The sequence below is a fragment of the Thauera terpenica 58Eu genome (genome assembly GCF_000443165.1).
GTDB lineage: Bacteria > Pseudomonadota > Gammaproteobacteria > Burkholderiales > Rhodocyclaceae > Thauera > Thauera terpenica.
Genome location: NZ_ATJV01000059.1, coordinates 37451 through 62878 on the forward strand (window position 1 = coordinate 37451; position 25428 = coordinate 62878).

The following is a 25428-nucleotide window of genomic DNA, read 5'->3' on the forward strand; positions in this document are numbered from 1 at the left end:
TACTTATAATTCGCGTCTTCCTGCCCAGATGGCGGAATTGGTAGACGCACTAGTTTCAGGTACTAGCGCTGCAAGGCGTGGAGGTTCGAGTCCTCTTCTGGGCACCAGTTTCACGAGAAAGCCGCTCTTCGGAGCGGCTTTTTTCGTCCACACCTTTCTCGCCTGCGATGGCAATGTGATCGCGCTCGTCATCACCCCTGATGCGGGCCGCCGATGCGGCGTCCATTCCAGCGCCTGTTGCGCCAGCCGCCCCGACACCTGGGCCTGGATCGCTTCCGCCCGCCTCCCGCATTGAAGCGAAGAAAGGCTTTGCAAGGCCGAAAGCGTTTGCTATTATGCGCCTCCCTGCCCAGATGGCGGAATTGGTAGACGCACTAGTTTCAGGTACTAGCGCTGCAAGGCGTGGAGGTTCGAGTCCTCTTCTGGGCACCAGTTTCAGGGAAAAGCCGGCTTTCAGCCGGCTTTTTTCGTTGACCACGGCATCGCTGACAACGCGTTCGCCGTGTCCACGGCCAGCTCGGGAAGGAAGCTGAGGCCGACCCGCACATCCGAGGCGAGGCGCGCAGGCAAAAAAAAGCGCTGCGGCGTCGACAGTACGCGCGCTCAAGACAGCCGCACATGCAGACCACGCCGCTTGCTTGCGGAGACCGCGTCGACCGCAGCGCGGCCCCCGCAGCCCCCCATCACCGCATTCAGGCGCCAAACGGATGACGACGCAGAATCGTTTCGTCGCGCTCGGGCCCGGTCGAAATCACGTCGATCGGAATTTCACAGATCTCCTCGATCCGATGCAGGTAGGCGCGCGCCTCATGCGGCAGCGCGTCCCAGCCTTGAGCACCTACGGTGGTGCCACTCCAGCCTGACATGCTCTCGTAGATCGGCTCGCAGCGGGTGACCTCTTCCGAGCCCATCGGCAGCAGATCGATGCGCTTGCCGTCAAGCATGTAGCCGGTGCACAGCATCAGCTCCTGCAGCCCATCGAGCACATCGAGCTTGGTGATGCACAGGCCGGTCACGCCGTTGATGATGATGGAGCGCTTGAGCGCGGCAAGATCGAGCCAGCCGCAGCGCCGCTTGCGCCCGGTGACGGTGCCGAACTCACGGCCCTTGGTCGACATCTGTTCACCGGGCACGCCGACGGTGTCGATATCGAGCTCGGTCGGGAAAGGTCCGCCGCCAACACGAGTGCAGTAGGCCTTGGTGATGCCCAGCACGTAGTGCAGGCGACTGGGGCCGACACCCGAACCGGCAGCAGCCTGACCGGCAACGCAGTTGCTCGAGGTGACGAAGGGATAGGTGCCGTGGTCGATATCGAGCAAGGTGCCCTGCGCGCCCTCGAACAACAGCGAACCGCCCGCCTTGTTGACCGCATAGAGCTCGGCCGACACGTCCGCCACCATCGGCAGCAACTCCTCGGCGTCCTTCATCGCCTGATCGAAAACCGGCTGGAATTCGACCGCCTCGGCGCCCAGATGCTGGGTCAGCACGAAGTTGTGATATTCGAGGTTGGCCTTGAGCTTGGCGGCAAAGCGCTCGCGGTCGAAGAGGTCGTAGACGCGCAAGGCGCGGCGCGCAACCTTGTCCTCGTAGGTCGGGCCGATGCCCTTGCCGGTGGTGCCGATCTTGTCGTCGGCAGACTTCGAGGCCTCGCGCGCGCGATCCAGTGCGCTGTGATAACCGAGGATCAGCGGACAACCCGGGCTGATGCGCAGGCGCTCACGGACCTTGATGGCGCCCGCCTCCAGGGTACGGATCTCGGCGAGCAGATGGTGGGCGTCGAGCACCACGCCATTGCCGATGTAACAGGCCACGCCTTCACGCACGATGCCCGAGGGCACGAGGTTGAGCTTGTATTCAGTCTGCCCGATGACCAAGGTGTGGCCGGCATTGTGGCCACCCTGAAAACGCACCACGCCCTTGGCATGGTCGGTCAGCCAATCAACGATCTTGCCCTTGCCTTCGTCACCCCACTGGGTGCCGACGACGACGACGTTCTTTGCCATTTTCCTACTCTCCCTGTAAGGGCACGATCGCCCAGCGATCGCCCCGCCTTACCAGTTGCCGGTCGCAGCCGGCCTCGTTCCACGTGTTTTCATGTCCGGGCAGCGCGCTCACGACGATCTCGCCACGCGCGCGCAGGGCCGCCACCTCAGTTGCCAGATCCGTGCTGTCCGAGTACGGCGCCAGCACGCTGCCCGCACTTGGCGCAGGTGACGGCAGGCGCCACACCAGTTCGCGCAGATCAAGGCTGAAGCCCGTCGCCGGTCGCGCACGGCCGAAGGCTTCGCCCACCCGATCATAGCGGCCGCCGAGCGCCAGCGCTGCTGGCGACTCGGCGCCATAGGCGGCAAAAACGATGCCGCTGTGATAGTTGTAACCACGCAGGTCCGACAGATCGAAGTTGATTGGCAGATCTGCAAGCGAGCCCGCCAGCTTACGCAACTCGCCGAGCAAGGCGTCGATCTCGGCGTCCTGCGGGAAGCAGGCCGCGGCACGGTCCAGCACCTCCGCTCCCCCATACAGGCCGGGCAAAGCCAGCAAGGCCGAGCGCACAGGTTCGGCGACATCAGCCAGCACGGTCCGCAGCGCAGCCACGTCCTTCGCCTGCAGCAGCGCGAAGAGCTCCTGCTCCTGCTCGGGCACAAGTCCTACGCGGGCCGCCAGAACCCGGAACAGTCCGACGTGACCGATGTAGATGCGCGAAGCGGGCACCTCGGCCAGGCGCAGGACCTCGGCCAGCAGGCGCAAGATCTCCACATCCGCTTCGATGCCCGCATGGCCATAGAGCTCGGCGCCCAATTGCAGCGGCTCACGGGTCGCCGTCAGGGTGGACGGCAGGGTGTGCAGCACACTGCCGCAATAGCACAGGCGCGATACGCCCTGGCGATTGAGCAGATGGGCGTCGATGCGGGTGACCTGCGGCGTCATGTCGGCACGCACGCCCATGCTGCGACCGGACAACTGGTCGATCAGTTTGAAGGTGCGCAGCGTCAGATCCTGTCCCGCTCCGGTGGTGAGCGAATCGAGGTACTCGAGCAGGGGCGGCATCACCAGCTGATAGCCGCGCACCCGGAATGCATCAAGCAGCCGACGACGCAAGGTCTCGAGCTGACGGGCTTCGGACGGCAAGGCGTCCTGGATGTGATCGGGCAATACCCAGCGCATGAGGGGTTCAGCTCAAGACAAAAAGAAGGATCACGCCCGCCAGCATCGAGCTCAGTCCGATAAAGCGGATCTGACCATCAGCCATGCTGGCGAGACGCAAAAAAGTCTGTCGCCAGGCTGCTGGCGAGACGAAAGGAAAGATGCCCTCGATGATCAACATCAGCGCGAGGGCAGTCAATAACGTGGGCCCCATGGGAAGCTCAGTTCCTTGGTGCGCCTCCGGCGTCCTTCATGAAACGAAAGAAGTCGGAACTCGGATCCACCACCAGCACGTTGGACTTGCCGGCAAAGCTCGCGCGGTAAGCCTCCAGGCTGCGGTAGAAGGAATAGAACTCCGGGCTCTTGCCGAAGGCGTCAGCATAGGTGGAGGTCGCTTTCGCATCGCCTTCACCCTTGATCTGCTGCGACGTGCGGTAGGCCTCGGCCACGATCACCTCGCGCTGGCGATCGGCATCGGCACGAATCTTCTCGGCCTCCGCTGCGCCTTGCGAGCGCAGCTCGTTGGCAACGCGCTTGCGCTCCGCCTCCATGCGGCGATAGACCGACTCGGAGACCTCGTTGGGCAGATCCACGCGCTTGAGGCGCACGTCCACAATCTGCACGCCTATGGTTCTGGCATCGCGGTCAGCGCGCTCGCGCATCTGATCCATGATGAGATCGCGCTCGCCGGACACGACATCGTGCACGGTGCGACGACCGAACTCTTCACGCAGGCCAGAATTCACTGTCTGCGCGAGTCGGGTGCGCGCACGCGCCTCGTCACCTGCGACCGAGACGTAATACAGCCGCGGATCGACGATACGCCACTTGACGAAGTGGTCCACCAGCACGTTCTTCTTCTCGGACGTGATGAAGCGCTCGGGCTCTGCGGTATCCATGGTCAGGATGCGCTTGTCGAAATAGCGCACGTTCTGAATCAAGGGCAGCTTGAAGTTCAGACCAGGTTCGGCAATGACCTCCTTGATCTCACCGAGCTGGAACACGATTGCATACTGGCGCTGATCGACGGTAAACAGCGACGCCGAGGCGACGACCACGGCGAAGACCAAGGCTCCGCCAAATAGAGAAAACTTGTCACGCATCAACGCTCTCCCCGCTCACGGCTACGCATCAGATCGCGATTACGCGGATCGGAATCCAGCGTAGGCGCATTCGAACCCAAGGCAGCAGCCGACTGCGACTCCGGTGAATCAGCAGCAGCCTTCGATGACGCCCCGGCCTGCTGCATCAGCTTGTCGAGCGGCAGCAGCATGAGGTTGCCGCTGTCCTTCGCATCGATCATGACCTTGGAGGTATTGGACATCACTTCCTGCATGGTCTCGATGTACATCCGCTCGCGGGTCACCTCGGGCGCACGACTGAATTCGGCATACACCTGATCAAAGCGACTGGCCTCACCTTCGGCATTGGCCATCACCCGTTCGCGGTAGGCGTTCGCCTCCTCGATCAGGCGCGAGGCCGTACCACGCGCCCGCGGGATGACATCGTTGGCATAGGCCTCACCCTCGTTCTTCTGCCGCTCCCTATCCTGGCCAGCTTTCACGGCGTCATCAAACGCGGCCTGCACCTGTTCGGGTGGCTGTGCGTTCTGCATCGTGACGCGGCTGATCTGGATGCCGGTATCGTAGCGATCGAGAACACGCTGCATCAACTCATGCGCAGTCGCGGCAATCTCTTCGCGCCCCTCGTAGAGCACGAAGTCCATGCGGCTCTTGCCCACGATCTCGCGCATCGCGGTTTCGGCGACCTGGGCAACCGACTCGTCCGGGAAACGGTTGTTGAAGATGTAGTTTTCCGGGCTGTTGAGCACGTACTGGACGGCAAACTGGATGTTGATGATGTTTTCGTCATCGGTCAGCATCAAGGACTCGCGCAGCATCTTGTTGCGTTCCGAGCCGCGGTAACCGACCTCGACCGTACGCACCCCGGTCAGATCCACGAGCTCATGCGATTCGAAGGGGTAGGGCAAGCGCCAGCGCAGACCAGGTTCGGTGGTCCCGACGAACTCTCCCAGACGCAGCACCACACCGCGCTGGTTGGCGTCGACAGTGTAGAAACCGCTCGCCGCCCACACTACCGCAACGAGCGCGAACAGCACACCGAGCCCGCCACCGAACTGCTTGAACGAGAAGTTTGGCAGCTGTGGGCCGCCCCCGCCTCCGCTGCCGCCTGGCCCGCGACTCTGGCGTTTGCCGCCGAACATGCCCGAGAGGCGTTGATTGAACTCGCGCCAGACTTCCTCCAGATCGGGAGGTCCCTGGTTATTGCCGCGATTGCCTTCGCGCTGACCGTCACTGCGGTCGCGGTCGCGGTCGCCATCGCCGCTCTGGCCGCTTTGGCCGCCCCAACGGGGGTCGTTAAGTGACATTCGAATGCCCATAATCAGGATTGAAAGGAAGCTCTACCGCCGTACCGGAATCCCGGTCGGCATCTTCGTGGAAGGCCTCTTGTGCCAACTCGGCGAGGACCTCGCGAAGCAGATCAAGACCTTCGCCCGTTCTGGCGCTCAAAAAAACGCGCCGAATGCTACCACAGTCATCGCGCTCGACCGCGGGCTCGGCCGGCGTGAGGTCGATCTTGTTCCACACCAGAATCTGCCGCACCTGCGCTGCGCCAATCTCGGCCAGAACCTTATCGACCGCTTCAATCTGCGCGTCGCGATCCGCACTGGCCGAATCGACCACATGCAGCACCACATCAGCCTGCACCGTCTCTTCCAGTGTCGCCCGAAAGGCAGCAACCAGCGCATGCGGCAGGTCGCGGATGAAGCCCACCGTATCTGACAACACCACGTTCGCGCCACCGACATAAAGCCGGCGTGAAGTCGTGTCCAGCGTGGCGAAGAGCTGATCGGCCGCATAGGCCCCGGCCTTCGTCAGCGCATTGAACAAGGTCGACTTGCCCGCATTGGTGTAGCCGACCAGAGAGACCGACAGAACATCACGACGTTCCCGGGCGCGACGACGAACCTTGCGCTGCTTCTCCATCTGCACGAGACGCTGCTTGAGCATCTTCACCCGATTACCCAGCAGACGGCGGTCGGTCTCGAGCTGCTTTTCACCCGGACCGCGCAAGCCGATGCCGCCCTTCTGACGCTCAAGGTGAGTCCAGCCCCTCACCAGCCGGGTGGACAGGTGTTCGAGCTGGGCGAGTTCAACCTGCAGCTTGCCCTCATGGCTGCGCGCACGTTGAGCGAAGATGTCGAGGATCAGCGCCGTGCGGTCGATCACCATGCACTCCAGCACGCGCTCGAGGTTGCGTTGCTGACCGGGCGCCAGGGCATGGTTGAAGATCACGATATCGGCCTCGTGGGCACGCAAGGCTTCGCCGATTTCCTGGACCTTTCCGCTGCCGGCAAAAAGCTTGGCATCGGGCGCGGAGCGCTTGCCTTGCACCACGGCCTCGACACTCGCACCGGCGCTCAGCACCAGCAGCTTGAACTCGGACAGGCGCTCGTCGATGAGGTCCTGCCCAAGGTCAAGCTGGACCAGAACGGCACGCTCTCCGGATGCGGGGCGCTCAAACATGGACACCCCCGATGGCCGAACTCAGTCGGCCACGAACGATCAGCACGGAACTCAGTTGCCTTCTTCCTGCTGTTGAATCACCACCGGACGTGCGGGGACCACGGTGGAGATGGCGTGCTTGTAGACCATCTGCGTGACCGTGTTCTTCAGCAACACGACGTATTGATCAAAGGATTCGACCTGCCCCTGGAGCTTGATGCCATTGACCAGGTAGATCGACACCGGAATGTGTTCGCGGCGCAGCGTGTTCAGAAACGGGTCTTGTAGAAGTTGCCCTTTGTTACTCATGTGTGAACCTCTTTATTTTCTGTTTATAAGAATGTAACGGATTTGATGCTGCACTGCCACATCGCAGTATGCATCCAAACCCTGGTGTGGAAACGGGTTCTTGAACTGCGCGCCATCAATCCCGCGCGGCGTAAGGGTTGTGTGCGGTACGGAACTGGATGCGCAAGGGCGTGCCCTGGAGCTTGAATGCTTCCATGAAGCAACGCTCGAGATAGCGCACATAGGACGCGGGAATCGACTCGAGCGCATTGCCGTGAATCACGATCACCGGCGGGTTCATGCCGCCCTGGTGGGCGTAACGCATCTTTGGCCGTGCCATGCCATGCCGAGGCGGAGTCTGGCGTGCAACCGCCTGCTGCAAGGTGCGCGTCAACTGCGGCGTCGGCAGATTGGCGGTCGCGGCAGCGTAGGCGGCATCGACCGACTTCAGCAGACCCGCGATGCCCTGCGACTTGAGCGCCGAGATCTGATGAAAGCGCGCAAAGCCCAGGAAGGCGAGCTTGCGCGCGATCTCCAGCTTCAGGCGCTCGCGCTGGTAGTCGTCCACCGCGTCCCACTTGTTGATACCCACCACCAGCGCACGTCCGGCCTCGAGCGCAAAGCCGGCGATATGTGCGTCCTGATCGGAGATGTCCTGCGCGGCGTCGAGCACCAGGACGATCACGTTCGCCTCCTGGATCGCCTGCAGGGTCTTGATCACGGAGAACTTTTCCACCGCCTCGAACACCTTGCCGCGGCGACGCAGACCCGCAGTGTCGATCAGGGTGTAACGCTTGCCGCCGCGCTCGAAGGGAATCGAGATCGCATCACGCGTCGTCCCCGGCAAATCAAAGGCAATCACGCGCTCTTCACCGAGCAAGGTATTGACCAGCGTCGATTTACCGACATTGGGCCGGCCCACGATCGCGACCTTGGGGCCTTCGTCTTCAGTCGGCTCCTTGTCGCCATCGGGCGGCAGGGTATCGAGCACGATCTCGATCAGCTGCTTGATGCCATCACCATGGGCGGCGGACACCGGCAAGGGGTCGCCCAGGCCAAGGGCGTGAAAATCCGCCGCAACGATCGCACGGTCCAGGCCTTCGGCCTTGTTGACCACCAGGTGCACCGGCCGCCCTGCACGCCGCAGGCGGGTGGCGATGTGCTCGTCATGAGGTGTGCGACCGGCGCGGCCATCGACCAGAAACAGCAGCACGTCGGCCTCGGCAATGGCCTGCTCGGCCTGCCGCGCCATCTCGTGCATGATGCCTTCCTTGGCGACCGGGTCGAAACCGGCGGTATCGACGACCAGATAGTCACGATCACCCACACGGCCGATGCCGTAGTGCCGATCGCGCGTCAGGCCGGGCTGATCGGCGACCAGAGCGTCGCGCGAGCGCGTGAGGCGGTTGAACAGGGTCGACTTGCCGACATTGGGCCGGCCGACGAGGACGATGGTAGGTTTCACTAAAGGGTTTCTGCCTTAACGTAGTTCATAGGCGGTGATCTCGCCGTCGCGTCCCTGCACGACGAAACCGCGCCCGTAGGCACGCGGCGGCGCCGACAAGGGACCGTCGCCCGCACGCTGACGCGCAGCAAAAGCCCCGGACTCGCGGTTCAGCACGTGCACATAGCCTTGGAGATCGCCGACCACGACATGATCGCCAACGATCAGCGGCCGCGACAGCGCGCGTCTGGCCATCGCATCCTGCTTCCACACGCTGGCGCCGCTATAGATGTCGAGCGCGTGCACCGCATCACGGTCGTCGGTGAGCACCGCGAAGCGCGCATCGCGATCCATGCCGACGCTGCTGGAAAACTCACGCGACCACAGCGCGTTGCCGTTGCTGGTATCGAAACACGCGGCACGCCCCTGATAGGTCACCGCGCACACTTCGCGCCGACCGACGACCGGGGTGCCAGCCACATCGGCGACGCGCTCGAGCTCGGTCGATCCACGCGGCGCCGCCACTGACAGTTCGGTGATCGCACCGCCATTGGCGGCATTGATCACGACCAGCTTGCCGCCCGGAAATCCGGCCAGCACGAGATTAGCCTCAAGCACGACGCCCGAGAAATTGCGCAAGGCCAGCGGCGGGTTGGCGCGCTGGTAGACCCAGCGCCGGCTGCCATCGCCCGCATTGAGTGCGATCAGACGATTGTCCGAGGCGCGCAAGACCACGAGATCACCCGCGACCGCGGGCTGGGCAAGCACCTCGGCGCCGATCGTCGACCGCCAGCGCTCACTGCCGCTGTCGGCATCGTAAGCGATCGCGATGCCGCTCGCAGTGACCACCACGGCAAGGCTGCGGTCCGCGCCGACGCCGGCCGAGAGCCCGGTATCGGCATCCACGCGCCAGACTTCACGGCCGCCCTCGAAGCGTGCGACATCGCCATCCTCGCCGGCGGCATAGATGCTGTCGCCCACCACCGCAGGCTCGAACAGGTAGGAGCCGGCCTCACCAATATCGGCTCGCCACAGCGCAACCAGCTCAACGCTGGGCTGAAAGTCCACCAGCTCGGCAGGCTTGGGCTTGCTGCTGGCAAAGGGGTTCAGGGACGCGCAACCCGTGGCCAGCAGCAGCGCGGCCAGGAGCGGTACAACACGCAGGGAAGCAAGCTTCATCGGTCAGCCTTCGAGAGATTCGAGTTTCACGCGCACCACTTCACGCAGGGTCGTGGCCTGTTCGCCAGCGCTGGACAGCACATCAACGGCGGCCTGATAAGCGGTGCGCGCCTCAGCCATCTTGCCTTGAGCCGCATAGGCATCCCCACGCAGGTCGGCAAAACGCGCCCTGTACATTGTCGTCGGTTCGGCCTGGAGGCGCATCAGCGCGGAGTCGAACTCGCCCTTTTGCAGCAACACGGTTGCCAGACGCAGGCGCGCGAGGTCGCGCAGAGCCGGATCCTTACCCTTGTCCGCCGCCCATTCGAGCTGGGATTGGGCGTTGTCGAGGTCACCGGCGCGGAACTGGGCGCCGGCCGACAGCAAGGCGCCGAGTTGGGCGTAGGCGCTTCCAGGATGCTCACCGATCAGGCGACCGGCGGCGTCGCGCGTCTTTTGCGCCTGCTGCTGCTCGGCGGCCTGCTGCACCGCGAAATAAAGCGCACCGGCTTCGGCCGCATTCCGGTTCTGATACCACTGCCAGCCTTGCCAGCCGACCGAAGCCAAGGCCGCAATCACGGCGATCGTCGTCACCAAGTTGCCGTACTGCGCCCACCAGGCCTTGAGCTCGGAGATCTGTTCCTGCTCTTCAAGGTCATACACCGCCATCACTCAACCCCTTCGTCATCATCGCCGTAAAGCAGCCCGGCCATTGCCTCGGTCAGCGCCGCGAGCGCCACGCGCTGCTGAGCGCCCGGACCGCGCAGCGGCTTGAGCCCCACCTCGCCCGCCTTCGCCTCGTCTTCCCCGATCACGACCGCCACCGACGCGCCGCTGCCGTCAGCCTTCTTCATCTGCGACTTGAAGCTGCCGCCGCCGCAATGCAGGATTGCGGCAAAGCCGTGTTCGCGCAAGGCCTCGGCCGCGCGGAAAGCCAGCCGCCCCGCGGCCTCGCCCATATGCACGACGTAGGCGTCCGCCACCGGCCGTTCGGCCACACCCCCGCCGGCCTGCCACAACAGCAGCAGGCGCTCGATGCCGATCGCAAAGCCAGCCGCAGGCTGGGGCTTGCCGCCGAGTTGCTCGACCAGACCATCGTAACGGCCGCCAGCGCAGATTGTGCCCTGCGCCCCGAGGCGCGTCGTCACCCACTCGAACACGGTGTGGTTGTAATAATCCAGCCCGCGCACCAGACGGTGGTTGATACGGTGGGGAATTCCAGCGTCCTTGAGGAAGACCTGCAGGGTCTGGAAGTGAGCGCGCGAAGCCTCTCCGAGGTAATCGACAAGCCGGGGCGCAGCCTCGACCACCGCCTGCAGCTCGGGATTCTTGGTGTCGAGGATACGCAGTGGGTTGGTGTGCAGGCGACGCCTGGCGTCCTCGTCGAGCTTGTCCTGATGCTGCTCAAGATAGGCGATGAGCGCGGCGCGGTGCTGTGCCCGCTCTTCCGGCACGCCGAGCGAGTTGATCTCGAGGGCGACATCGTCCACCCCGAGATCTTCCCACAGCCGGGCGCACATCATGATCAACTCGGCGTCGGTGTCCGCGCCGGCAAAGCCCAGCGCCTCCACCCCGATCTGGTGAAACTGACGATAACGCCCTTTCTGCGGCCGCTCGTGGCGGAACATCGGGCCATAGTAGTACAGGCGTTGCGGACCGCCCGATGCGACCAGGTTATGCTGGATCGCGGCACGCACGCAGGACGCCGTGCCTTCGGGGCGCAGCGTCAGCTGCTCACCGTTGAGCGCGTCCACGAAGGAGTACATCTCCTTCTCGACGATATCGGTCACTTCGCCGATCGCGCGTTTGAACAAGGGCGTCGGCTCGACGATGGGCATGCGGATCGGGCGATAGCCGTAGCTTTGCAGCCAGTCGCGCACGATGTCTTCGAAGTATTCCCAGGTTTCGGCCTCGTCGGGCAGGATGTCGTTCATCCCGCGCACGGCCTGCAAGCTTTGACTCATGAGTGCGTGGTCTTGTCGTTATCGCGTCGGTACGCTGTAGTTGTGCATTGCTGGCGTGATCAGACCCGGCCTTCAGCCGCTCTTCTTCACGTACTTGGTCGCCACGTAGTCATCCACGATGGCCTTGAACTCTGCGCCGATGTTGTCACCGCGCAGGGTGACGAACTTCTCGCCATCCACATAGACCGGCGCAGCGGGGGTCTCACCGGTGCCGGGCAGCGAAATGCCGATGTTGGCATGCTTGGACTCGCCGGGTCCGTTCACCACGCAGCCCATCACCGCCAGCGTCATGTTCTCGACGCCGTCGTACTGATCGCGCCACACCGGCATCTGTTTGCGCACGTAATCCTGAATGCCCGAGGCCAGCTCCTGGAAGAAGGTGCTGGTGGTGCGACCGCAACCCGGGCAGGCGGTGACCATGGGGGTGAACGCGCGCAAACCCATGGTCTGCAGGATCTCCTGCGCGACCACCACCTCCTGGGTGCGACTGCCACCGGGCTCAGGGGTGAGCGAGATGCGGATGGTGTCGCCTATGCCTTCCTGCAGCAACACGGCGAGCGCGGCCGTGGACGCGACAATGCCCTTGCTACCCATCCCTGCTTCGGTCAGCCCCAGATGCAGGGCATAGTCGCTGCGGTTGGCCAGATCGCGATACACCGCGATCAAGTCCTGCACGCTCGACACCTTGGCCGACAGGATGATGCGGTTTCCTGCCAGGCCGTACTCCTCGGCCTTGGCTGCGGACTCCAGCGCCGACACCACCAGCGCCTCGCGCATCACCGCGCCGGCGTCACGCGGCTCGGCTCGGCCTGCATTCTCGTCCATGATGCGCGCCAGCACCGACGGATCGAGGCTACCCCAGTTCACCCCGATGCGGACCGGCTTGTCGTAGCGGCAGGCGAGTTCGACGATGGCCGCGAACTGCGGATCGCGCTTGGCGCCCGAGCCTACATTGCCGGGGTTGATGCGAAACTTGGCTAGCGCCTCGGCGCAGGCGGGGAAATCGGTCAGCAGCTTGTGACCGTTGTAGTGGAAATCGCCCACCAGGGGCACGTCCATGTTCAGCGCCAGCAGACGATCACGGATATGCGGCACCGCACGCGCGGCAGCCTCATTGTTTACCGTGATTCGCACCAGCTCGGAGCCGGCGCGCGCGAGCTCGGCAACCTGCATCGCCGTGCCAAGCACGTCGGCGGTGTCGGTGTTGGTCATCGACTGCACCACGACCGGGACACCGCCACCGACATGAACGCGGCCGACGGTGACGGCACGCGTCAGGCGCCGTGCGCGCGGACGGGCATCGATGGGGTCAAGGCAAGAGGGCGAGCTGTTCTGGGTCATCTTCATCAATATCATTACTGGACGGTGAGGCGCGCCACCGAGACCTTGGTGTGGGCAGCCAGCTCCACCGGCTTGCCCTCGAATTCGAGGCTTACGTTTGCCGCGTTGCCAATCACCAGCGCAAACGGTGGCCGGCCCTGAACCATGCGTGTCGAGCCCGCGCGGTTGACACCGGAGTAGATGATCGCACCGCTGGCATCGCGAACCTCAATCCAGGACTCAGCGCCAAAGCGAAAGGCGAGCTGGCGCTCGGCACCAACCGGCGAGCGCACTTCCTCGGCGGCAGCTGCCACTGGCAAATCATTGACCGTCGGCGCCGCCTGAACCACGGGCTCAAGCGCGGGCGCGGAGGCTTCGCGTGCAGCAGGCAGCGTGTCCTGTGGCAGGGGCTCGGTGGCAGCCGAGCTCGTGGCGCCAGCCGCGCTGGCGGCGACCGTGGCTGCATCCTCGATCACGCGAGCCTGCGCCATCTCGTCGCCGGAGACGCGCTCCGCGCTTTGTATCGGCACGCCATCGATCGGCTCCGCCGGCACACCGTCCATGAGCGGCGTATCAAGCGCGCTTTCGATGCGCTGCGGCTGGGTACGGAACCAGTCGAAGTACCAACCCGCCAGAACCAGAAGTGAAAGCAGCACCACGATCCAGCCCACCGGCGCTGACCCCAGACGCTGCCCTCTGCCCGAGGGCAGTTCCCCTTCCGCATTCTTGATGGGCGACAGATCGACTGCGCTCTCGCCGGCGAGGCGCTGCACAGCGTCGAGCAAAGGCGCGGGATCGAGTGCGAGATAACGCGCGTAGTTACGCAAGAAGCCGCGCACGAAGGGCATGCCGGGCAAGGCGACGAAATCGTCCGACTCCAGCGCCACAACCTGGCGGGGGCTCAGCTTGAGCGCAAACGCCACCTCCCCCACCGACTCACCACGCAGCTCGCGGGCCTGGCGCAACTGGGCTCCAGGAGAGGGCAAGGCAGGGTCAGGCATCGACACTGCAAGCTCGGGGGACTGATCACGGCTCACTCGTACTTCCCTTGCATCATCATCTTGTATTCTTCCGCGCTGCCGAAGCGACTGCCGAGCTGTGCAGCGTAGCTGGCCTCGGCATCGTGGTTGCCAAGGCGACGCTCGGTGCGCAGACCGAGCCAGACCGAGGCAGCGCTGGGCTCGCTTTGCTGATGCAAGCGGATCAGATGGCTACGTGTCTGTTCGTAACGCCCGCCGCGATAGGCAATGTCGGCAAGCTGATAAAGCGCCTGACGATTCGACGGATCCGCCTGCACGGCCGCAAGGAACTGGCCCTCGGCCGCAGCATCATCCTTGAGGCGCAAATGGCACAGCCCCGCATTGGTATAGGGCCGGGTGGCGTGGCGGTAATAGGGGTTGCGCGCCGACTGCGCCAGACGCTCCAGGCCACGCAGTTCTTCACCCTGGGTGCAGAGAAACCAGCCATAGCTGTTGTTGAATTCGGGATCACCCGGCGCATGGCGCAAGGCCTGCTCGAAGCTCTGCCGTGCGGGCGCATGCTGCTCGATAAGCATGTAGGCCAGCCCCAGCAGGTGATAAGCGGGGGCGTAATCCGGGCTGTCGTTGAGCGCGATGCGGGCTTCGTCGAGCGCCACGTCGTAGCGCCCGATCTCGAAATAAGCCATGCCCAGATCGACGTGCACCCGGGCACGGGATTCGGCGGGCGTGGACGGCGACACGTCCGACAGCGGACGACTGATCGCGGCGCTGCCGGCGTCGCCAGCCCCCGGCAGCGTGGCGCAGGCGCTGACGAACAGGGCCGCAAGCAACAAGCTGATCCGTGCGGCGTGATGTTTCATGAACCTTCCTCCCTGATCTGCTGCAGACGCACCGTACGCCGGGTCTTGTCCTGAACCTGGCCCGCAAGCTGGCCACAGGCCGCATCGACATCGTCACCGCGCGTCTTGCGCGTGGTGGTCACGATGCCGGCATCGATCAGGATACTGGCAAAGCGGCGGATGCGTTCCGCCGGTGAGCGCATGAAACCGGAGTTCGGGAAGGGGTTGAACGGAATGAGGTTGAACTTGCACGGCGTGTCGCGTACCAGGGCGACAAGCTCGCGCGCTTGCGCCTCGCTGTCGTTCACGCCATCGAGCATGACGTATTCGAAGGTGACGAAATCGCGCGGCGCACGTTCGAGATAGCGCTGGCAAGCTCGCATCAGCTCGCGCAAGGGGTACTTCTGGTTGATCGGCACCAGCCGATCGCGCAAGGCATCGTTGGAGGCATGCAGCGACACCGCGAGCGCGACCGGGCATTCGTCGCGCAGGCGATCCATCGCCGGCACGATGCCGGAGGTCGACACCGTCACCCGCCGCCGCGACAGCCCGTAGGCATGGTCATCCAGCATCAGGTGCAAGGCGGTGACGACGTTGTCGAAATTGGCCAGCGGCTCGCCCATGCCCATCATCACCACGTTGCTGATGATGCGCCCGTTGTCCGACTCCTCGGCGTCGGTCTCCGCCGACACTTCCTCACCATCGCCGTGCTTGAGCGCATCGGTGCGCGCAGCACCGAGGAGCTTGTTCGCAAGCCACAACTGGCCAATGATCTCGCCTGCGGACAGGTTGCGATTGAAGCCCTGCTTGCCGGTCGAGCAAAATGCGCAGTCGAGCGCGCAGCCCGCCTGCGAGGACACACACAGGGTACCGCGCCGGGTTTCAGGGATGAACACGGTCTCGACCGCGTTTGCATTGCCTACATCGAGCAGCCATTTGCGCGTCCCATCGCTCGAAACCGAGTCGCGCACGGCCAGCGGCGGTCGAATCAGCGCGCGCTCCTTGAGCTTCGCGCGCAGGGACTTGGCAACGTCGGTCATCGCATCGAAGTCGTCGCAGCCTTCGCGATGCATCCACCGCATCACCTGGCGGGCGCGAAACGGCTTCTCGCCCAGCCCGGCAAACCAGGCGACGAGACCGTCGACGTCGAAATCGAGCAAATTGACCGGAGCTGCGGGGGGAGTGCTCATTCCTGAAACTTCAATCCTGAAAAGCGCGAGCTTTCAAACAATTTTTCCTGATGCAAGCGGCCAGCGCCCGCGTAGCGCAGTGCTGGAGCACTGCGCTACGCGCCTGGCGGACCGTAGGGACAGACCACTCAGCGTGAATGAACGTTCATTCCCGCGAAGAAGAACGCAATTTCCACCGCAGCGGTTTCCGCAGCGTCCGAGCCGTGCACCGCGTTGGCGTCGATGCTGTCGGCGAAGTCGGCACGGATGGTGCCCTTGTCGGCCTTTTTCGGATCGGTGGCGCCCATCAGCTCGCGATTCCTGGCGATGGCGTTCTCGCCCTCGAGGGCCTGGATCATCACCGGACCGGAAGTCATGAAGGACACCAGATCCTTGAAGAAAGGACGCTCCTTGTGCACGGCATAGAACTGGCCCGCTTGTTGCTCGGACAGATGCACCATGCGGGCGGCGATGACCTTCAGGCCAGCAGCTTCAAAGCGCGAATAGATCTGGCCGATGACGTTCTTGGCGACGGCGTCGGGCTTGATGATGGACAGGGTGCGTTCAATTGCCATGAAAAACTCCGGGACTGTGTTTGGAAAAAAGCGTGAAATTTTAACAGGTTTCGGCTGCCGCCGACGCGCCCGCCCACCATCGGACTGTAAGCGCAGGCAAGCCGGGCCGGAAAAAAAACGATCCCCGCCCGGCGACATCGCCTTGCGGGGATCGGATCGACCTCAGCACCCAGCCCGGCGCGCTGCCGGGCCGTGAGCGCTCACATCATGCCCAGCGCCCTGGGCAGGAAGGTGGAGATGCTCGGGATGTAGGTGATCAGCATCAGGAACACCAGCATTGTATACAGCCAGGGCATGACCGCCTTGCTCATCTCGGTCAGGCCGGCATTGGTGATGCCGCTGGCGACAAACAGGTTCAGCCCGACCGGCGGCGTGATCATGCCGATCTCCATGTTCACCACGATCATCACACCGAAGTGGATCGGATCGATGCCGAGCGCCACCGCCACCGGGAACAGGATGGGCGCCAGGATGAGGATGATGGACGACGGCTCCATCAGCGCACCGGCCACCAGCAGCAGCAGGTTCACCACGATGAGAAAGCCGATCGTGCCCATGCCGCTGCCGACGATGGCGTCAGCCATGCGCTGCGGGATCTGCTCACTGGTGAGGATGAAGGAGAACAGCACGGCACTGGCAATGATGAACAGCAGCATCGCGCTCATGTTCGCCGAGTCGAGCAAGACCTTGGGGATCTGCTTGAAGCTGAGGTCCTTATACACGAACACCGCGATGAAGAAGGCGTACACCGCACTCATCGCCGCCGCCTCGGTCGGGGTGAACATGCCCGAGTAGATGCCGCCCATCACCACCACGATCAGCATCAAACCCCAGAACGCGGTGCGAAAGGACTTGAAGCGCTCGCCCCAACTGACACGCTCCAGCGTCGGATAGTTGTTCTTGCGTGCCACATACCAGGTGCATAGCCCCAGCATGAAAGCCAGCAGCAGGCCAGGGAACACTCCCGCCATGAACAGCGCCCCGACCGAGGTGTTGGTCGTCACCGAGTACATCACCATGACGATGGAGGGCGGGATCAGGATGCCCAGGCCACCCGCCGATGCCACCACGCCGGCGCCAAAGCGCAGCGGATAGCCCTGCTTGACCATCGCTGGAATCAGGATCGAGCCGATCGCCACCACCGTCGCCGGACTCGAGCCCGACACTGCGGCAAACAGTGCGCAGGCCAGCACCGCCGACATGCCCAGGCCACCACGCAGGTGACCGACCATGGCGGTGGCGAAATTGATCATGCGCCGCGCCACGCCGCCGTGGGTGAGGAAGTTGCCGGCGAGGATGAAGAAGGGGATCGCCATGATCTCGAACTTCTCTATGCCGGTGAACATCTTGAGCGCCACGGATTCGAGCGGCACGTCAGTGAAGATGAACATGAAGCTCAGCACCGTGAGGCCGAGCGCCACGCCCACCGGCATGCCGATCGCCATGAGGACGACGAGCAGGCCGAAAATTGCAATTGTGTTGGTCATTGTCGTCGCCCCTGTCAGTTCTTCGCGTCCGGGCGCTTGGGATGGGTCTTCGCCCACTCCGCGTCGCTCTGGCCGGCGTGGCTGTGTTCGATGTCCTCCCCAAGCTCGATCGCCTCACCCACCAGCAGCGGCTCGGCCTCGTCATCGAGCCCTTCGACATGACCATGGTTGTGCACGGGGAGCTCGCCGGTGCGGGCGAACGTCACCATCACCTGCAGGAAGCGGTAGCACATCAGGAAAGAGCCGAGCGGCACCGCCAGATAGACCACCCAGGTCGACCACTCCAGATCCGGCGTGGTCGGGCCTTCGAAGTACTCACCGGCATCCAGGCCGAACAGCATCAGGGTGTCGTAGGCCATGCCGTTCTCCCATACGAACAGCGCACCGAAAATGCCGATGAGGCCGGTAAACACCACGCCGCACACCAGGCCCAGCTGGATCAGCAGCGCGCGCGGCCGATCGGTGAGCTTGTTGATCAGGATGTCGACACCAACGTGGATGCCGGTGCGCACGCCATAGGCAGCGCCAAACTTGGCCATCCACACAAAGAGGATGATGCAGAACTCCTGCGCCCAGCCCACGTTCATGTCGAGCAGCCAGTCCTGCAGCACGGGAATCTCGTAGCCGGACGCATATCGATGCACCACCGAGATGAAGATCACCACCGTCGCCACCGCCATCAGGCCGGCGATGATGACCTCCTCGATGCGGTCGAGAAGCTTGTTCATGTATGTATTCCCCCGAAAAAACGCCCGTCGGTTCACTTGAGCCAGACGGGCGTTTTGGGCATGGAGACTGACGGATTACAGCGCGGCCGGATCGAAGCCGGTTTCCTTGTAGATGGACTGGATCAGCTCGGCGCCGATACGCGACTCCATCTTCTTGTGCACCGGGAGCAAGGCCTTCTTAAACGCGGCCTTTTCCTCTGCGGTCGGCGTGTGGATCTCGGTCTTGCCCGAAGCCCGCACCGCTTCCAGCGCCTTGTCGTTCTCTTCCTTGGCGATCTGGTTGGCGTAGACGGTGGATTCCTTCATCGCCTTGTCGAGCTCGGTGCGCACCTCGGCCGGCAGGCCATCCCAGAACTTCTTGTTGGTGATCACGGCGTAGCCCAGATAGCCATGATCAGTGAGCGTCATGTGCTTCTGCACCTCATGCATCTTCTGCGTATAGAGGTTGGAGTGCGGGTTCTCGGTGCCGTCCACCACGCCCGTCTGCAGCGCCTGGTAGACCTCGGAGAACGCCATCACCTGGGGCAGCGACTTGAGCTCGCGCATCTGCTCTTCGAGCACCTTGGACGACTGGATGCGCATCTTCTTGCCACGCAGGTCTTCGGGCTGCTTGATCGGGCTATTGGCGGAGAAGGACTTGAAGCCGTTATCCCAGTAGGCCAGACCGCGAATGCCCTTGGCTTCCAGCTTGGACAGCAGCTGCGCACCGACCGCACCCTGGGTGATCTTGTTGAGCGCCTCGTAGCCGTCAAAAATGTAGGGCAGATCGAAGACTTCGAACTCACGCACGCCCAGCGGGCCGAACTTGGCCAGCGAAGGTGCCAGCAGCTGCACCGCGCCAAGCTGCAGCGCCTCCATCTCTTCCTTGTCCTTGTACAGGGTGCTGTTCGGGTAAACTTCGACCTTGACCGCACCCTTGGTGTATTGCTCGGCCAGTTCCCTGAATTTTTCGGCAGCCTTGCCCTTGGGCGTGTCCTGGGCCACGACGTGGCTGAACTTGATCACGATCGGCTCTGCTGCGATCGCCGTTGCCGACAGGCCAACAGCCACCAGACCAACCAGAAGTGCACGCATCTTCATGAATCCTTCTCCCGCGAATGAGTCGCGTCCCTGGGGACGCATGGATTGATTCCGTCGCCGCACAGCCTTGGCCGCGACCGGCACACCACACGCATAAAACCATTCGTGCAGGTCATCAGTATCCTTTCTGACGTCCCGACGTCGCCATTGTGGAATACCGCATACGTGGAACCCGCAACGCCCATCACAGCCCCTGCAGCAGGCCCAGCCTCCGACCCCGGCCGTGGCACGCCACCTTCGCTACGCAGTCGGTGGATCGGCCGTCTGCCCTTGCTCAGCCTCGCATTGTTTCTTGGCGCAATCGCCGCCCTGGTATGGCTGACGCGCGCATACGACAGCGACGAGCAGAAGACCACCCTGATCAGCGACGTGTTGTGGATGGAGCAGAACCTGCGCTTTCATCTCGACCGCAACGAGGTACAGCTGCAGCAGCTCGGCCCCGCCCTCTATGGCGGCAAGCCCAGCGCCCAGACCGAGGCCCAGCTACGCCACCTGCTCAGCCAGGAACGCGGGCTGGTCCGCATCCTGTGGATGAGCACCGACGGCAGTCTGGTGGGCACGATGCCACCGCCGGGCGACGGCCAGACCGACGACAGCGCGCGGCTGGCCGCCGACACCGCCTTTGCGCTCGCACGCAGCGTGGGCCGTCCGGCCTACGGCAACACTTATCCGGTGCTGGGCCACCCGCACTTCCCGATCTACATCCCGGTATGGTCCGACGAGGCCTTGCTGGGCGTCGTGGTCGGCGTCTACTCCCTCTCGGATCTGGTCATCCGTGAGCTGCCATGGTGGTTCTCCGAGCGCTACCGTGTTGCCGTGCTCGACAACGACGGCCGCGAGATCACCGCCAAGTCGAAGGTCGCTCCGATCGCGCCGCAACTCAGCTACCGCATGCCCTTCGACCCCCCGGGTCACGGCCTGACCCTCGACATCACCGCCTACCGCTCCGAGACGCGCTGGATTCCGGTGCTGCTCATCGCATCGATCGTGCTGCTGGCCGGCATCATCGTGTGGAGCGTGATGCAGTTGCGGCGCCAGCTCGCGCGCCGCCAGCGCGCGGAAGCCGCGCTGCTCGAAGAGTCGGCGTTCCGCAAGGCGATGGAAGACTCACTGCTCACCGGCATGCGCGCGCGTGATCTCGACGGCCGCCTCACTTATGTGAATTCGGCGTTCTGCAGCATGACCGGCTATAGCGCCGAAGAGCTCATCGGCCTCAAGCCGCCCATGCCTTACTGGGACCCGGAGCGCATCGAGCGCACCTTCGAGCTGCACAAGGAGATCATGGCAGGCGGCACATCCAGCGAAGGCACTGAAGTGCGCTTGCAGCGCAAGAACGGCGAGGAGCTTGACGTGCTGGTGTTCGAAGCACCGCTGATCGATGCGCGCGGGCGCCAGACGGGCTGGATGGGTTCGGTGCTGGACATCACCGAACAGAAGCACGCACGCGAGCTCGCCCGCCAGCAGGATGAACGCCTGCAGGCCACCTCGCGCCTGGTGACAATGGGCGAGATGGCCTCGACGCTGGCGCACGAACTCAACCAACCGCTCGCGGCCATCGCCAGCTACAGCAACGGCTGCATCAACCGCCTCGGAGGCGATGGCTTCGACCGCGCCGAGATCCTCGACATCCAGCACCGCATCGCACGCCAGGCCCATCGTGCGGGCGAGATCATCCGCCGCGTGCACGACTTCGTCCGCCGCGCCGAGCCGCAGCGCGCGCCCCTGGACCTCAACGCCGTCATCCGCGACGCGGTCGGCCTCATCGATGCCGACGCCCGCAAGCGCCAGATGCGCATCATCAGCGAGCTCGCACCTGCGTTACCGACGGTGCAGGCAGATGCGGTGATGATCGAGCAGATCATCGTCAACCTGGTCCGCAACGGCATGGATGCGATGCGCGACACCCCGGTTGCGCGCCGCCAGGTGCGCATCCGCACCCTTCTCGAAGGGCGTAATGTGCAGGTACGCATCTCCGATCGCGGGAGCGGAATCCCCCCCGAAACAGCCATCCGCCTGTTCGAGCCCTTCTTCACCACCAAACCCGAAGGCATGGGCATGGGACTCAACATCTGCCGCTCGATCGCCGAACTGCATCATGGCCGCCTGACTTTCGCCGCCGACCCCGAGGGCGGCACCCTGTTCACCCTTTCCCTCCCGGTGGATCCCGCATGAACCAAGCCTGCGCTCACATCATCGACGACGACGAAGCCATTCGCGACGCGCTGCAGTGGCTGCTCAAGACCCGCGCCGTCGCCTGCCGCACCTGGGACAGCGGCGAAGCCTTTCTCGAGGCCTGGCAGCCGAGCTGGCGCGGCTGCATCGTGCTCGACATCCGCATGCACGGGATGAGCGGGCTGGAGTGCTTCGACGCCCTGCTTGCGCGCGGTTGCGAGTTGCCGGTGATCTTCATCACCGGTCATGGCGACGTACCGATGGCCGTGGCGGCGCTGAAAAAAGGCGCGTTCCACTTCATCGAGAAGCCCTTCACCGATCACGACCTTGAAGATCTGGTTGAAAAGGCGCTCGCCCTGGATGCCGAACGTCAGCGCGCCGCAGCCAACCGCGACAACATCGAAGCCCACCTGGCCACGCTCACCCAGCGTGAGCGCGAGGTCATGGACTTGATCCTGGAGGGCAAATACAACAAGGTCATTGCCGACCAGCTGTCGATCTCGATGCGCACCGTGGAAGCCCACCGTTCGCGCATCTTCGACAAGATGGCCGTGCGCTCCGCGGTGGAGCTGGCGCAGATGCTGACCGTCCTGCGCGGCTGAGGACACGGACTCGCCGCCTGCCCTGCGCTCAGCGGCCGGGCCGCGGTGCTCAGCGCAACAGCCCCCTGAGCCTGTCCCTGAGCAAGTCCTGCGGTGTGACGGGGGCCGGCGCCTGATCGCCCGCCGCCGCCGGCAGACCCAGCCGGGTGCCGAGTTTCTCGCTTAGCCTCTCGCTGAGCTCGTCCTTGAGCTTCTGCCTCACCGCCGCGGCGGCAACGCTGGACCACTGAATCTTCCAGTCGATGGCGTCGAACGGCCCCGACAAGGCCACCGGTATGCTCACCCCGCGCAAGGCCTCGAGCTCGGCACCGCCCTGGCCGGCGGACGAGGCGATCACGGTGGCGCGCGCCTCGTAGTCGATGCGACCACGTCCGATGTCGAAGCGGCCTTCACCACCGATGCGCAGGAAGGGGCTCTTGATGTCGAGGTCATCGCTGTATGCGACCCCGTCGGCGATGCGCGCGCTGATGCTCAACTCGGAGAAATCGGTCCTTTCGCTTGCCTGTGCCCGTGCGATCGCATCCTGCTGGCGCGACAGCGCGGCCTTGGCCTGGCGCAGCGCGCGTGCCAGGTTGATGCCCTTGATCGCGCCGTCGCGCAGTTGCAGCACGGCCCTGCCGCCCAGCCTGGAGCGCAGCGCAGAGATGGTGCTCCCGCTCGATGCGAGCTCGGCGCTGACATTGCCCCTGCCTTCGAGCAGGTCCTTGCCGGCGACGTCCTTGAGCAGCGGATTCACATCCACACCCCTGGCGTCGAGTTTGGCGGCGATGCCCCCGGTGCTGGCGTCGGCGCTGCCGCTGCCAGCAAAACTGCCGCCCCACGCGCGGCCAGAGAGTGTAGAGACGCGCAGCACCCCCTTGTCGAGCGTGGCGATGAGCCTGGCATCGGCCACCTTGTACTGTCGAAACACCAGCGCGCCAGCCTCCAGCGCCAACTCAGCGTTGACCGCCTGCAGGCCATTGAGCTGCAGCGGCGTATCGGCAGGCTCGGTCGCCGCGGAAGTGGTCATCATGGTGTCCGCCGCAGCCGGCCTGACGGCCGCCAGCAGCTGGTTGAGGTCGAGACTGTCGAAGCGCGCACTGGCCTTGATGTGAGGCACGGTCCCGCCCAGGGTGGCCTGGCCGCTGGTGTGAAAGTGATTGGTATCGAGCGCGCCGTTCAGCTTCCATTGCACCATCCCGGTGTCGGCGTCGGCGCTGCCGTGCGCGGCCAGCGAGCTGGCCCTTACCGTGCTGCCGTCCCAGGCCAGCGCACCTTCGAGCACCAGCGACACGGCGTCGACACCGGCGCCCGTGCTTTCGACGCCGAGCTTGAGCGCGCTCATTGCGATGGCGCGCTCATCGAGGTCAAGCCCCAGCGTCATGCTGCCGTCGAGCGCCAGCTCCACTGCTTGCGGCCGCGTCAGCCGCACCGTCGCACGCAGGGACAGGGGCGACTCCACCTTGTTTGCGAGGCGACCGGAGGAAAACGACAGCAAGACGACTTCGCCGTCGACATCGGCCAGTTCGTCACGCACCCGCAGGCGCAGATCATCGAACTGCACCGCACTGACGTCGAAGCGCATGGCACCAGCGCTCGCGCCCGCGTCCTCACCCACATCCTCGCCGGCCTTGGCCTTGCCGGTCACGAGGTCGTCGATGTTGCGCACGCCCTCGGCGTCACGCGCGTATGTCGCGTGCACGCCGCGCGCGCTGATACGGTCGATCACCAGCTTGTTGCTCAGCAAGGGCATCACGCGCACGGCGAGAGCCGCCTCCTCGACCGCGGCAAACTCGTCGTCGCGACCGGCTTCGGAGAGTCGCAGGGCGGAAACCTTCACCGCCAGCCGCGGGAAGAACGCCAGCTCGATCGGACCGTCGATGGCCAGCGTGCGCTGATGCTCGGTCTTCATCCAGTCGATCGCCACGGTCTTGTAACGATTGGCATCGAAAGTGGCGATCAGCACAGCCGCCGCGGCCAGGAGCAGCAGAACCAGTATGCCGAGAGCAATTGCGATGCGGCCGGTCCAGTTCCTTGTCATGTCGATGCAGCCTCGAGGTGAAGTTCTCGTACTCTCACAGGGGTCGAGACCCCATTGTAGGCGGATGAATTCGTCCGAATCGAATGCGTCCGCTGGCGCCGAGATTTCGAGACCGAATGCAGCGATGTGCTGGCGATATACTTCCTGCATGTTGCGACTGATTATCGCCTTCGTGCTCATGATTGCCGGGATCGCCGTGTTCCAGGACCGCCTGCTCTACTTTCCCGACAAGGCTCCACTGTCGGAACTGATCACCGACCACCTTCGCGCCTGGCCGACGCCCGAGGACTTCCGCGGTCTGGTGGCGGAAGCAGCGGGCCCGGCGCGCGCCACGGTGATCGTCTTTCACGGCAATGCCGGGCATGCCGGACACCGTGACTTCTACGCCACCGCGCTCACCCCGCTGGGCCTGCGCGTGATTCTCGCCGAGTACCCGGGCTACGGTCCGCGCAGCGGCGAGGTGGGCGAACAGCCTTTCGTTGCCGATGCCGAACAGACCATCGCACTCGCGCACCAGCTCTATGGCGAGCCTCTGCTGCTCGCCGGCGAATCGCTGGGGGCCGCCGTGGTGGCGGCTGCGAGCGTGAGCCAGCGCGAGCGGACGGCGGGGCTGCTGCTGATCACGCCATGGGACCGGCTGGAGAACCTTGCCCGCTTCCACTACTCCTGGCTGCCGGTCAAATGGCTGCTGCAGGACCGCTACGACAGTCTGGCTCATCTGGCGAGCTTCGAGCGCAGGATCCTGGTGGCGGTCGCCGAGCGCGACAGCATCGTGCCCGCTCGCTTCGGCGAGGCCCTCCATCGGCTGCTGCCGGGCTCCAGGCTGAGCGTGATGGTGGGCGCCGAGCATAACGACTGGCCATCTCGGGTCGACGCCCTGTGGTGGCGCGACGCGATCTCCTTCCTGCTCGACGAATCCCGCTGACCGGGG

Annotated in this window: 23 protein-coding genes and 2 tRNA genes; 5 read left to right on the forward strand and 20 right to left on the reverse strand. The window is 64.2% G+C overall.

Features of this window, described 5'->3' with window-relative positions; all coding sequences use genetic code 11:
- Nucleotides 1-22: 22 nt before the first annotated feature.
- Both M622_RS31220 and M622_RS31225 read left to right on the forward strand, forming a co-directional pair.
- Nucleotides 23-107: transfer RNA gene (locus tag M622_RS31220), tRNA-Leu, on the forward strand.
- 240 nt (nucleotides 108-347) lie between these two features.
- Nucleotides 348-432 (forward strand) — tRNA-Leu (locus tag M622_RS31225).
- A gap of 260 nt (nucleotides 433-692) precedes the next feature.
- On the opposite strand, the gene M622_RS31230 is transcribed toward M622_RS31225, so the two are convergent.
- The 19 genes from M622_RS31230 to M622_RS31320 all read right to left on the reverse strand — a co-directional run bounded on the left by M622_RS31230 (nucleotide 693) and on the right by M622_RS31320 (nucleotide 19703).
- Nucleotides 693-2003: an adenylosuccinate synthase gene (locus tag M622_RS31230; RefSeq protein WP_021249594.1), complete on the reverse strand. Its 1311-nt coding sequence runs from the start codon at nucleotides 2001-2003 to the stop codon at nucleotides 693-695.
- 4 nt (nucleotides 2004-2007) lie between these two features.
- Nucleotides 2008-3165: an ATP phosphoribosyltransferase regulatory subunit gene (locus M622_RS31235; protein ID WP_021249595.1), complete on the reverse strand. Its 1158-nt coding sequence runs from the start codon at nucleotides 3163-3165 to the stop codon at nucleotides 2008-2010.
- Between the two features lie 7 nt (nucleotides 3166-3172).
- Nucleotides 3173-3358, reverse strand: coding sequence for a DUF2065 domain-containing protein (locus tag M622_RS31240; RefSeq protein ID WP_021249596.1), 186 nt, complete (start codon nucleotides 3356-3358; stop codon nucleotides 3173-3175).
- A gap of 7 nt (nucleotides 3359-3365) precedes the next feature.
- Nucleotides 3366-4247 carry a protease modulator HflC gene (gene hflC, locus M622_RS31245; RefSeq protein WP_021249597.1) on the reverse strand — a complete coding sequence of 294 codons (882 nt, stop codon included), beginning with the start codon at nucleotides 4245-4247 and terminating at the stop codon, nucleotides 3366-3368.
- A complete protein-coding gene (hflK, locus tag M622_RS31250; RefSeq protein WP_021249598.1) occupies nucleotides 4247-5533 on the reverse strand; it encodes an FtsH protease activity modulator HflK in 1287 nt (428 codons plus the stop codon). Before hflK ends, hflC begins: the two co-directional genes overlap by 1 nt.
- Complete coding sequence (gene hflX, locus M622_RS31255) at nucleotides 5523-6692, reverse strand: ribosome rescue GTPase HflX (RefSeq protein ID WP_021249599.1); 1170 nt, start codon at nucleotides 6690-6692, stop codon at nucleotides 5523-5525. The genes hflK and hflX overlap by 11 nt, the downstream gene beginning before the upstream one ends.
- Nucleotides 6693-6743: 51 nt before the next feature.
- Nucleotides 6744-6980 carry an RNA chaperone Hfq gene (gene hfq, locus M622_RS31260; RefSeq protein ID WP_004342183.1) on the reverse strand — a complete coding sequence of 79 codons (237 nt, stop codon included), beginning with the start codon at nucleotides 6978-6980 and terminating at the stop codon, nucleotides 6744-6746.
- A 115-nt stretch (nucleotides 6981-7095) separates the two neighbouring features.
- Nucleotides 7096-8424: a ribosome biogenesis GTPase Der gene (gene der, locus M622_RS31265; protein ID WP_021249600.1), complete on the reverse strand. Its 1329-nt coding sequence runs from the start codon at nucleotides 8422-8424 to the stop codon at nucleotides 7096-7098.
- Between the two features lie 15 nt (nucleotides 8425-8439).
- Complete coding sequence (gene bamB, locus M622_RS31270) at nucleotides 8440-9582, reverse strand: outer membrane protein assembly factor BamB (RefSeq protein ID WP_021249601.1); 1143 nt, start codon at nucleotides 9580-9582, stop codon at nucleotides 8440-8442.
- Between the two features lie 3 nt (nucleotides 9583-9585).
- On the reverse strand, nucleotides 9586-10230 hold the full coding sequence (locus M622_RS31275) for a tetratricopeptide repeat protein (RefSeq protein WP_021249602.1): 645 nt from the start codon (nucleotides 10228-10230) through the stop codon (nucleotides 9586-9588).
- Nucleotides 10230-11525, reverse strand: a complete 1296-nt coding sequence (hisS, locus tag M622_RS31280; protein WP_031346946.1) for a histidine--tRNA ligase — start codon at nucleotides 11523-11525, stop codon at nucleotides 10230-10232. The genes M622_RS31275 and hisS overlap by 1 nt, the downstream gene beginning before the upstream one ends.
- Nucleotides 11526-11597: 72 nt before the next feature.
- Nucleotides 11598-12866: a flavodoxin-dependent (E)-4-hydroxy-3-methylbut-2-enyl-diphosphate synthase gene (ispG, locus tag M622_RS31285; RefSeq protein ID WP_031346947.1), complete on the reverse strand. Its 1269-nt coding sequence runs from the start codon at nucleotides 12864-12866 to the stop codon at nucleotides 11598-11600.
- A gap of 14 nt (nucleotides 12867-12880) precedes the next feature.
- The gene (locus tag M622_RS31290) at nucleotides 12881-13846 is read right to left on the reverse strand and encodes a helix-turn-helix domain-containing protein (RefSeq protein WP_031346949.1); all 966 of its coding nucleotides are present in this window, start codon (nucleotides 13844-13846) and stop codon (nucleotides 12881-12883) included.
- Between the two features lie 32 nt (nucleotides 13847-13878).
- The gene (gene pilW / locus M622_RS31295) at nucleotides 13879-14685 is read right to left on the reverse strand and encodes a type IV pilus biogenesis/stability protein PilW (protein WP_021249606.1); all 807 of its coding nucleotides are present in this window, start codon (nucleotides 14683-14685) and stop codon (nucleotides 13879-13881) included.
- Nucleotides 14682-15854: a dual-specificity RNA methyltransferase RlmN gene (gene rlmN / locus M622_RS31300; protein WP_021249607.1), complete on the reverse strand. Its 1173-nt coding sequence runs from the start codon at nucleotides 15852-15854 to the stop codon at nucleotides 14682-14684. The genes pilW and rlmN overlap by 4 nt, the downstream gene beginning before the upstream one ends.
- Nucleotides 15855-15982: 128 nt before the next feature.
- Nucleotides 15983-16408, reverse strand: coding sequence for a nucleoside-diphosphate kinase (gene ndk / locus M622_RS31305; protein ID WP_021249608.1), 426 nt, complete (start codon nucleotides 16406-16408; stop codon nucleotides 15983-15985).
- Between the two features lie 200 nt (nucleotides 16409-16608).
- Nucleotides 16609-17895, reverse strand: a complete 1287-nt coding sequence (locus M622_RS31310; protein ID WP_021249609.1) for a TRAP transporter large permease — start codon at nucleotides 17893-17895, stop codon at nucleotides 16609-16611.
- 14 nt (nucleotides 17896-17909) lie between these two features.
- Entirely contained in the window at nucleotides 17910-18623 is a 714-nt protein-coding gene (locus tag M622_RS31315; RefSeq protein ID WP_021249610.1) for a TRAP transporter small permease, read from the reverse strand.
- Between the two features lie 75 nt (nucleotides 18624-18698).
- On the reverse strand, nucleotides 18699-19703 hold the full coding sequence (locus tag M622_RS31320) for a TRAP transporter substrate-binding protein (RefSeq protein ID WP_021249611.1): 1005 nt from the start codon (nucleotides 19701-19703) through the stop codon (nucleotides 18699-18701).
- Between the two features lie 255 nt (nucleotides 19704-19958).
- Here M622_RS31320 and M622_RS31325 point away from each other — a divergent pair, with 255 nt between their 5' ends.
- Complete coding sequence (locus tag M622_RS31325) at nucleotides 19959-21875, forward strand: PAS domain S-box protein (RefSeq protein WP_031346953.1); 1917 nt, start codon at nucleotides 19959-19961, stop codon at nucleotides 21873-21875.
- Nucleotides 21872-22477, forward strand: a complete 606-nt coding sequence (locus M622_RS31330; RefSeq protein ID WP_021249613.1) for a response regulator transcription factor — start codon at nucleotides 21872-21874, stop codon at nucleotides 22475-22477. Before M622_RS31325 ends, M622_RS31330 begins: the two co-directional genes overlap by 4 nt.
- A gap of 49 nt (nucleotides 22478-22526) precedes the next feature.
- On the opposite strand, the gene M622_RS31335 is transcribed toward M622_RS31330, so the two are convergent.
- Nucleotides 22527-24497 carry an AsmA family protein gene (locus M622_RS31335; protein WP_040830866.1) on the reverse strand — a complete coding sequence of 657 codons (1971 nt, stop codon included), beginning with the start codon at nucleotides 24495-24497 and terminating at the stop codon, nucleotides 22527-22529.
- A 148-nt stretch (nucleotides 24498-24645) separates the two neighbouring features.
- Here M622_RS31335 and M622_RS31340 point away from each other — a divergent pair, with 148 nt between their 5' ends.
- Nucleotides 24646-25422, forward strand: coding sequence for an alpha/beta hydrolase (locus tag M622_RS31340; protein ID WP_021249615.1), 777 nt, complete (start codon nucleotides 24646-24648; stop codon nucleotides 25420-25422).
- The last annotated feature ends 6 nt before the right edge of the window (nucleotides 25423-25428 follow it).

Coding starts and splice junctions, on each gene's coding strand:
- M622_RS31230 (WP_021249594.1), bottom strand. CDS start 2,003: ATGGCAAAGAACGTCGTCGTCGTCGGCACCCAGTGGGGTGACGAAGGC.
- M622_RS31235 (WP_021249595.1), bottom strand. CDS start 3,165: ATGCGCTGGGTATTGCCCGATCACATCCAGGACGCCTTGCCGTCCGAA.
- M622_RS31240 (WP_021249596.1), bottom strand. CDS start 3,358: ATGGGGCCCACGTTATTGACTGCCCTCGCGCTGATGTTGATCATCGAG.
- hflC (WP_021249597.1), bottom strand. CDS start 4,247: ATGCGTGACAAGTTTTCTCTATTTGGCGGAGCCTTGGTCTTCGCCGTG.
- hflK (WP_021249598.1), bottom strand. CDS start 5,533: ATGTCACTTAACGACCCCCGTTGGGGCGGCCAAAGCGGCCAGAGCGGC.
- hflX (WP_021249599.1), bottom strand. CDS start 6,692: ATGTTTGAGCGCCCCGCATCCGGAGAGCGTGCCGTTCTGGTCCAGCTT.
- hfq (WP_004342183.1), bottom strand. CDS start 6,980: ATGAGTAACAAAGGGCAACTTCTACAAGACCCGTTTCTGAACACGCTG.
- bamB (WP_021249601.1), bottom strand. CDS start 9,582: ATGAAGCTTGCTTCCCTGCGTGTTGTACCGCTCCTGGCCGCGCTGCTG.
- M622_RS31275 (WP_021249602.1), bottom strand. CDS start 10,230: ATGGCGGTGTATGACCTTGAAGAGCAGGAACAGATCTCCGAGCTCAAG.
- hisS (WP_031346946.1), bottom strand. CDS start 11,525: ATGAGTCAAAGCTTGCAGGCCGTGCGCGGGATGAACGACATCCTGCCC.
- ispG (WP_031346947.1), bottom strand. CDS start 12,866: ATGACCCAGAACAGCTCGCCCTCTTGCCTTGACCCCATCGATGCCCGT.
- M622_RS31290 (WP_031346949.1), bottom strand. CDS start 13,846: ATGCCTGACCCTGCCTTGCCCTCTCCTGGAGCCCAGTTGCGCCAGGCC.
- pilW (WP_021249606.1), bottom strand. CDS start 14,685: ATGAAACATCACGCCGCACGGATCAGCTTGTTGCTTGCGGCCCTGTTC.
- rlmN (WP_021249607.1), bottom strand. CDS start 15,854: ATGAGCACTCCCCCCGCAGCTCCGGTCAATTTGCTCGATTTCGACGTC.
- ndk (WP_021249608.1), bottom strand. CDS start 16,408: ATGGCAATTGAACGCACCCTGTCCATCATCAAGCCCGACGCCGTCGCC.
- M622_RS31310 (WP_021249609.1), bottom strand. CDS start 17,895: ATGACCAACACAATTGCAATTTTCGGCCTGCTCGTCGTCCTCATGGCG.
- M622_RS31315 (WP_021249610.1), bottom strand. CDS start 18,623: ATGAACAAGCTTCTCGACCGCATCGAGGAGGTCATCATCGCCGGCCTG.
- M622_RS31320 (WP_021249611.1), bottom strand. CDS start 19,703: ATGAAGATGCGTGCACTTCTGGTTGGTCTGGTGGCTGTTGGCCTGTCG.
- M622_RS31330 (WP_021249613.1), top strand. CDS start 21,872: ATGAACCAAGCCTGCGCTCACATCATCGACGACGACGAAGCCATTCGC.
- M622_RS31335 (WP_040830866.1), bottom strand. CDS start 24,497: ATGACAAGGAACTGGACCGGCCGCATCGCAATTGCTCTCGGCATACTG.
- M622_RS31340 (WP_021249615.1), top strand. CDS start 24,646: ATGTTGCGACTGATTATCGCCTTCGTGCTCATGATTGCCGGGATCGCC.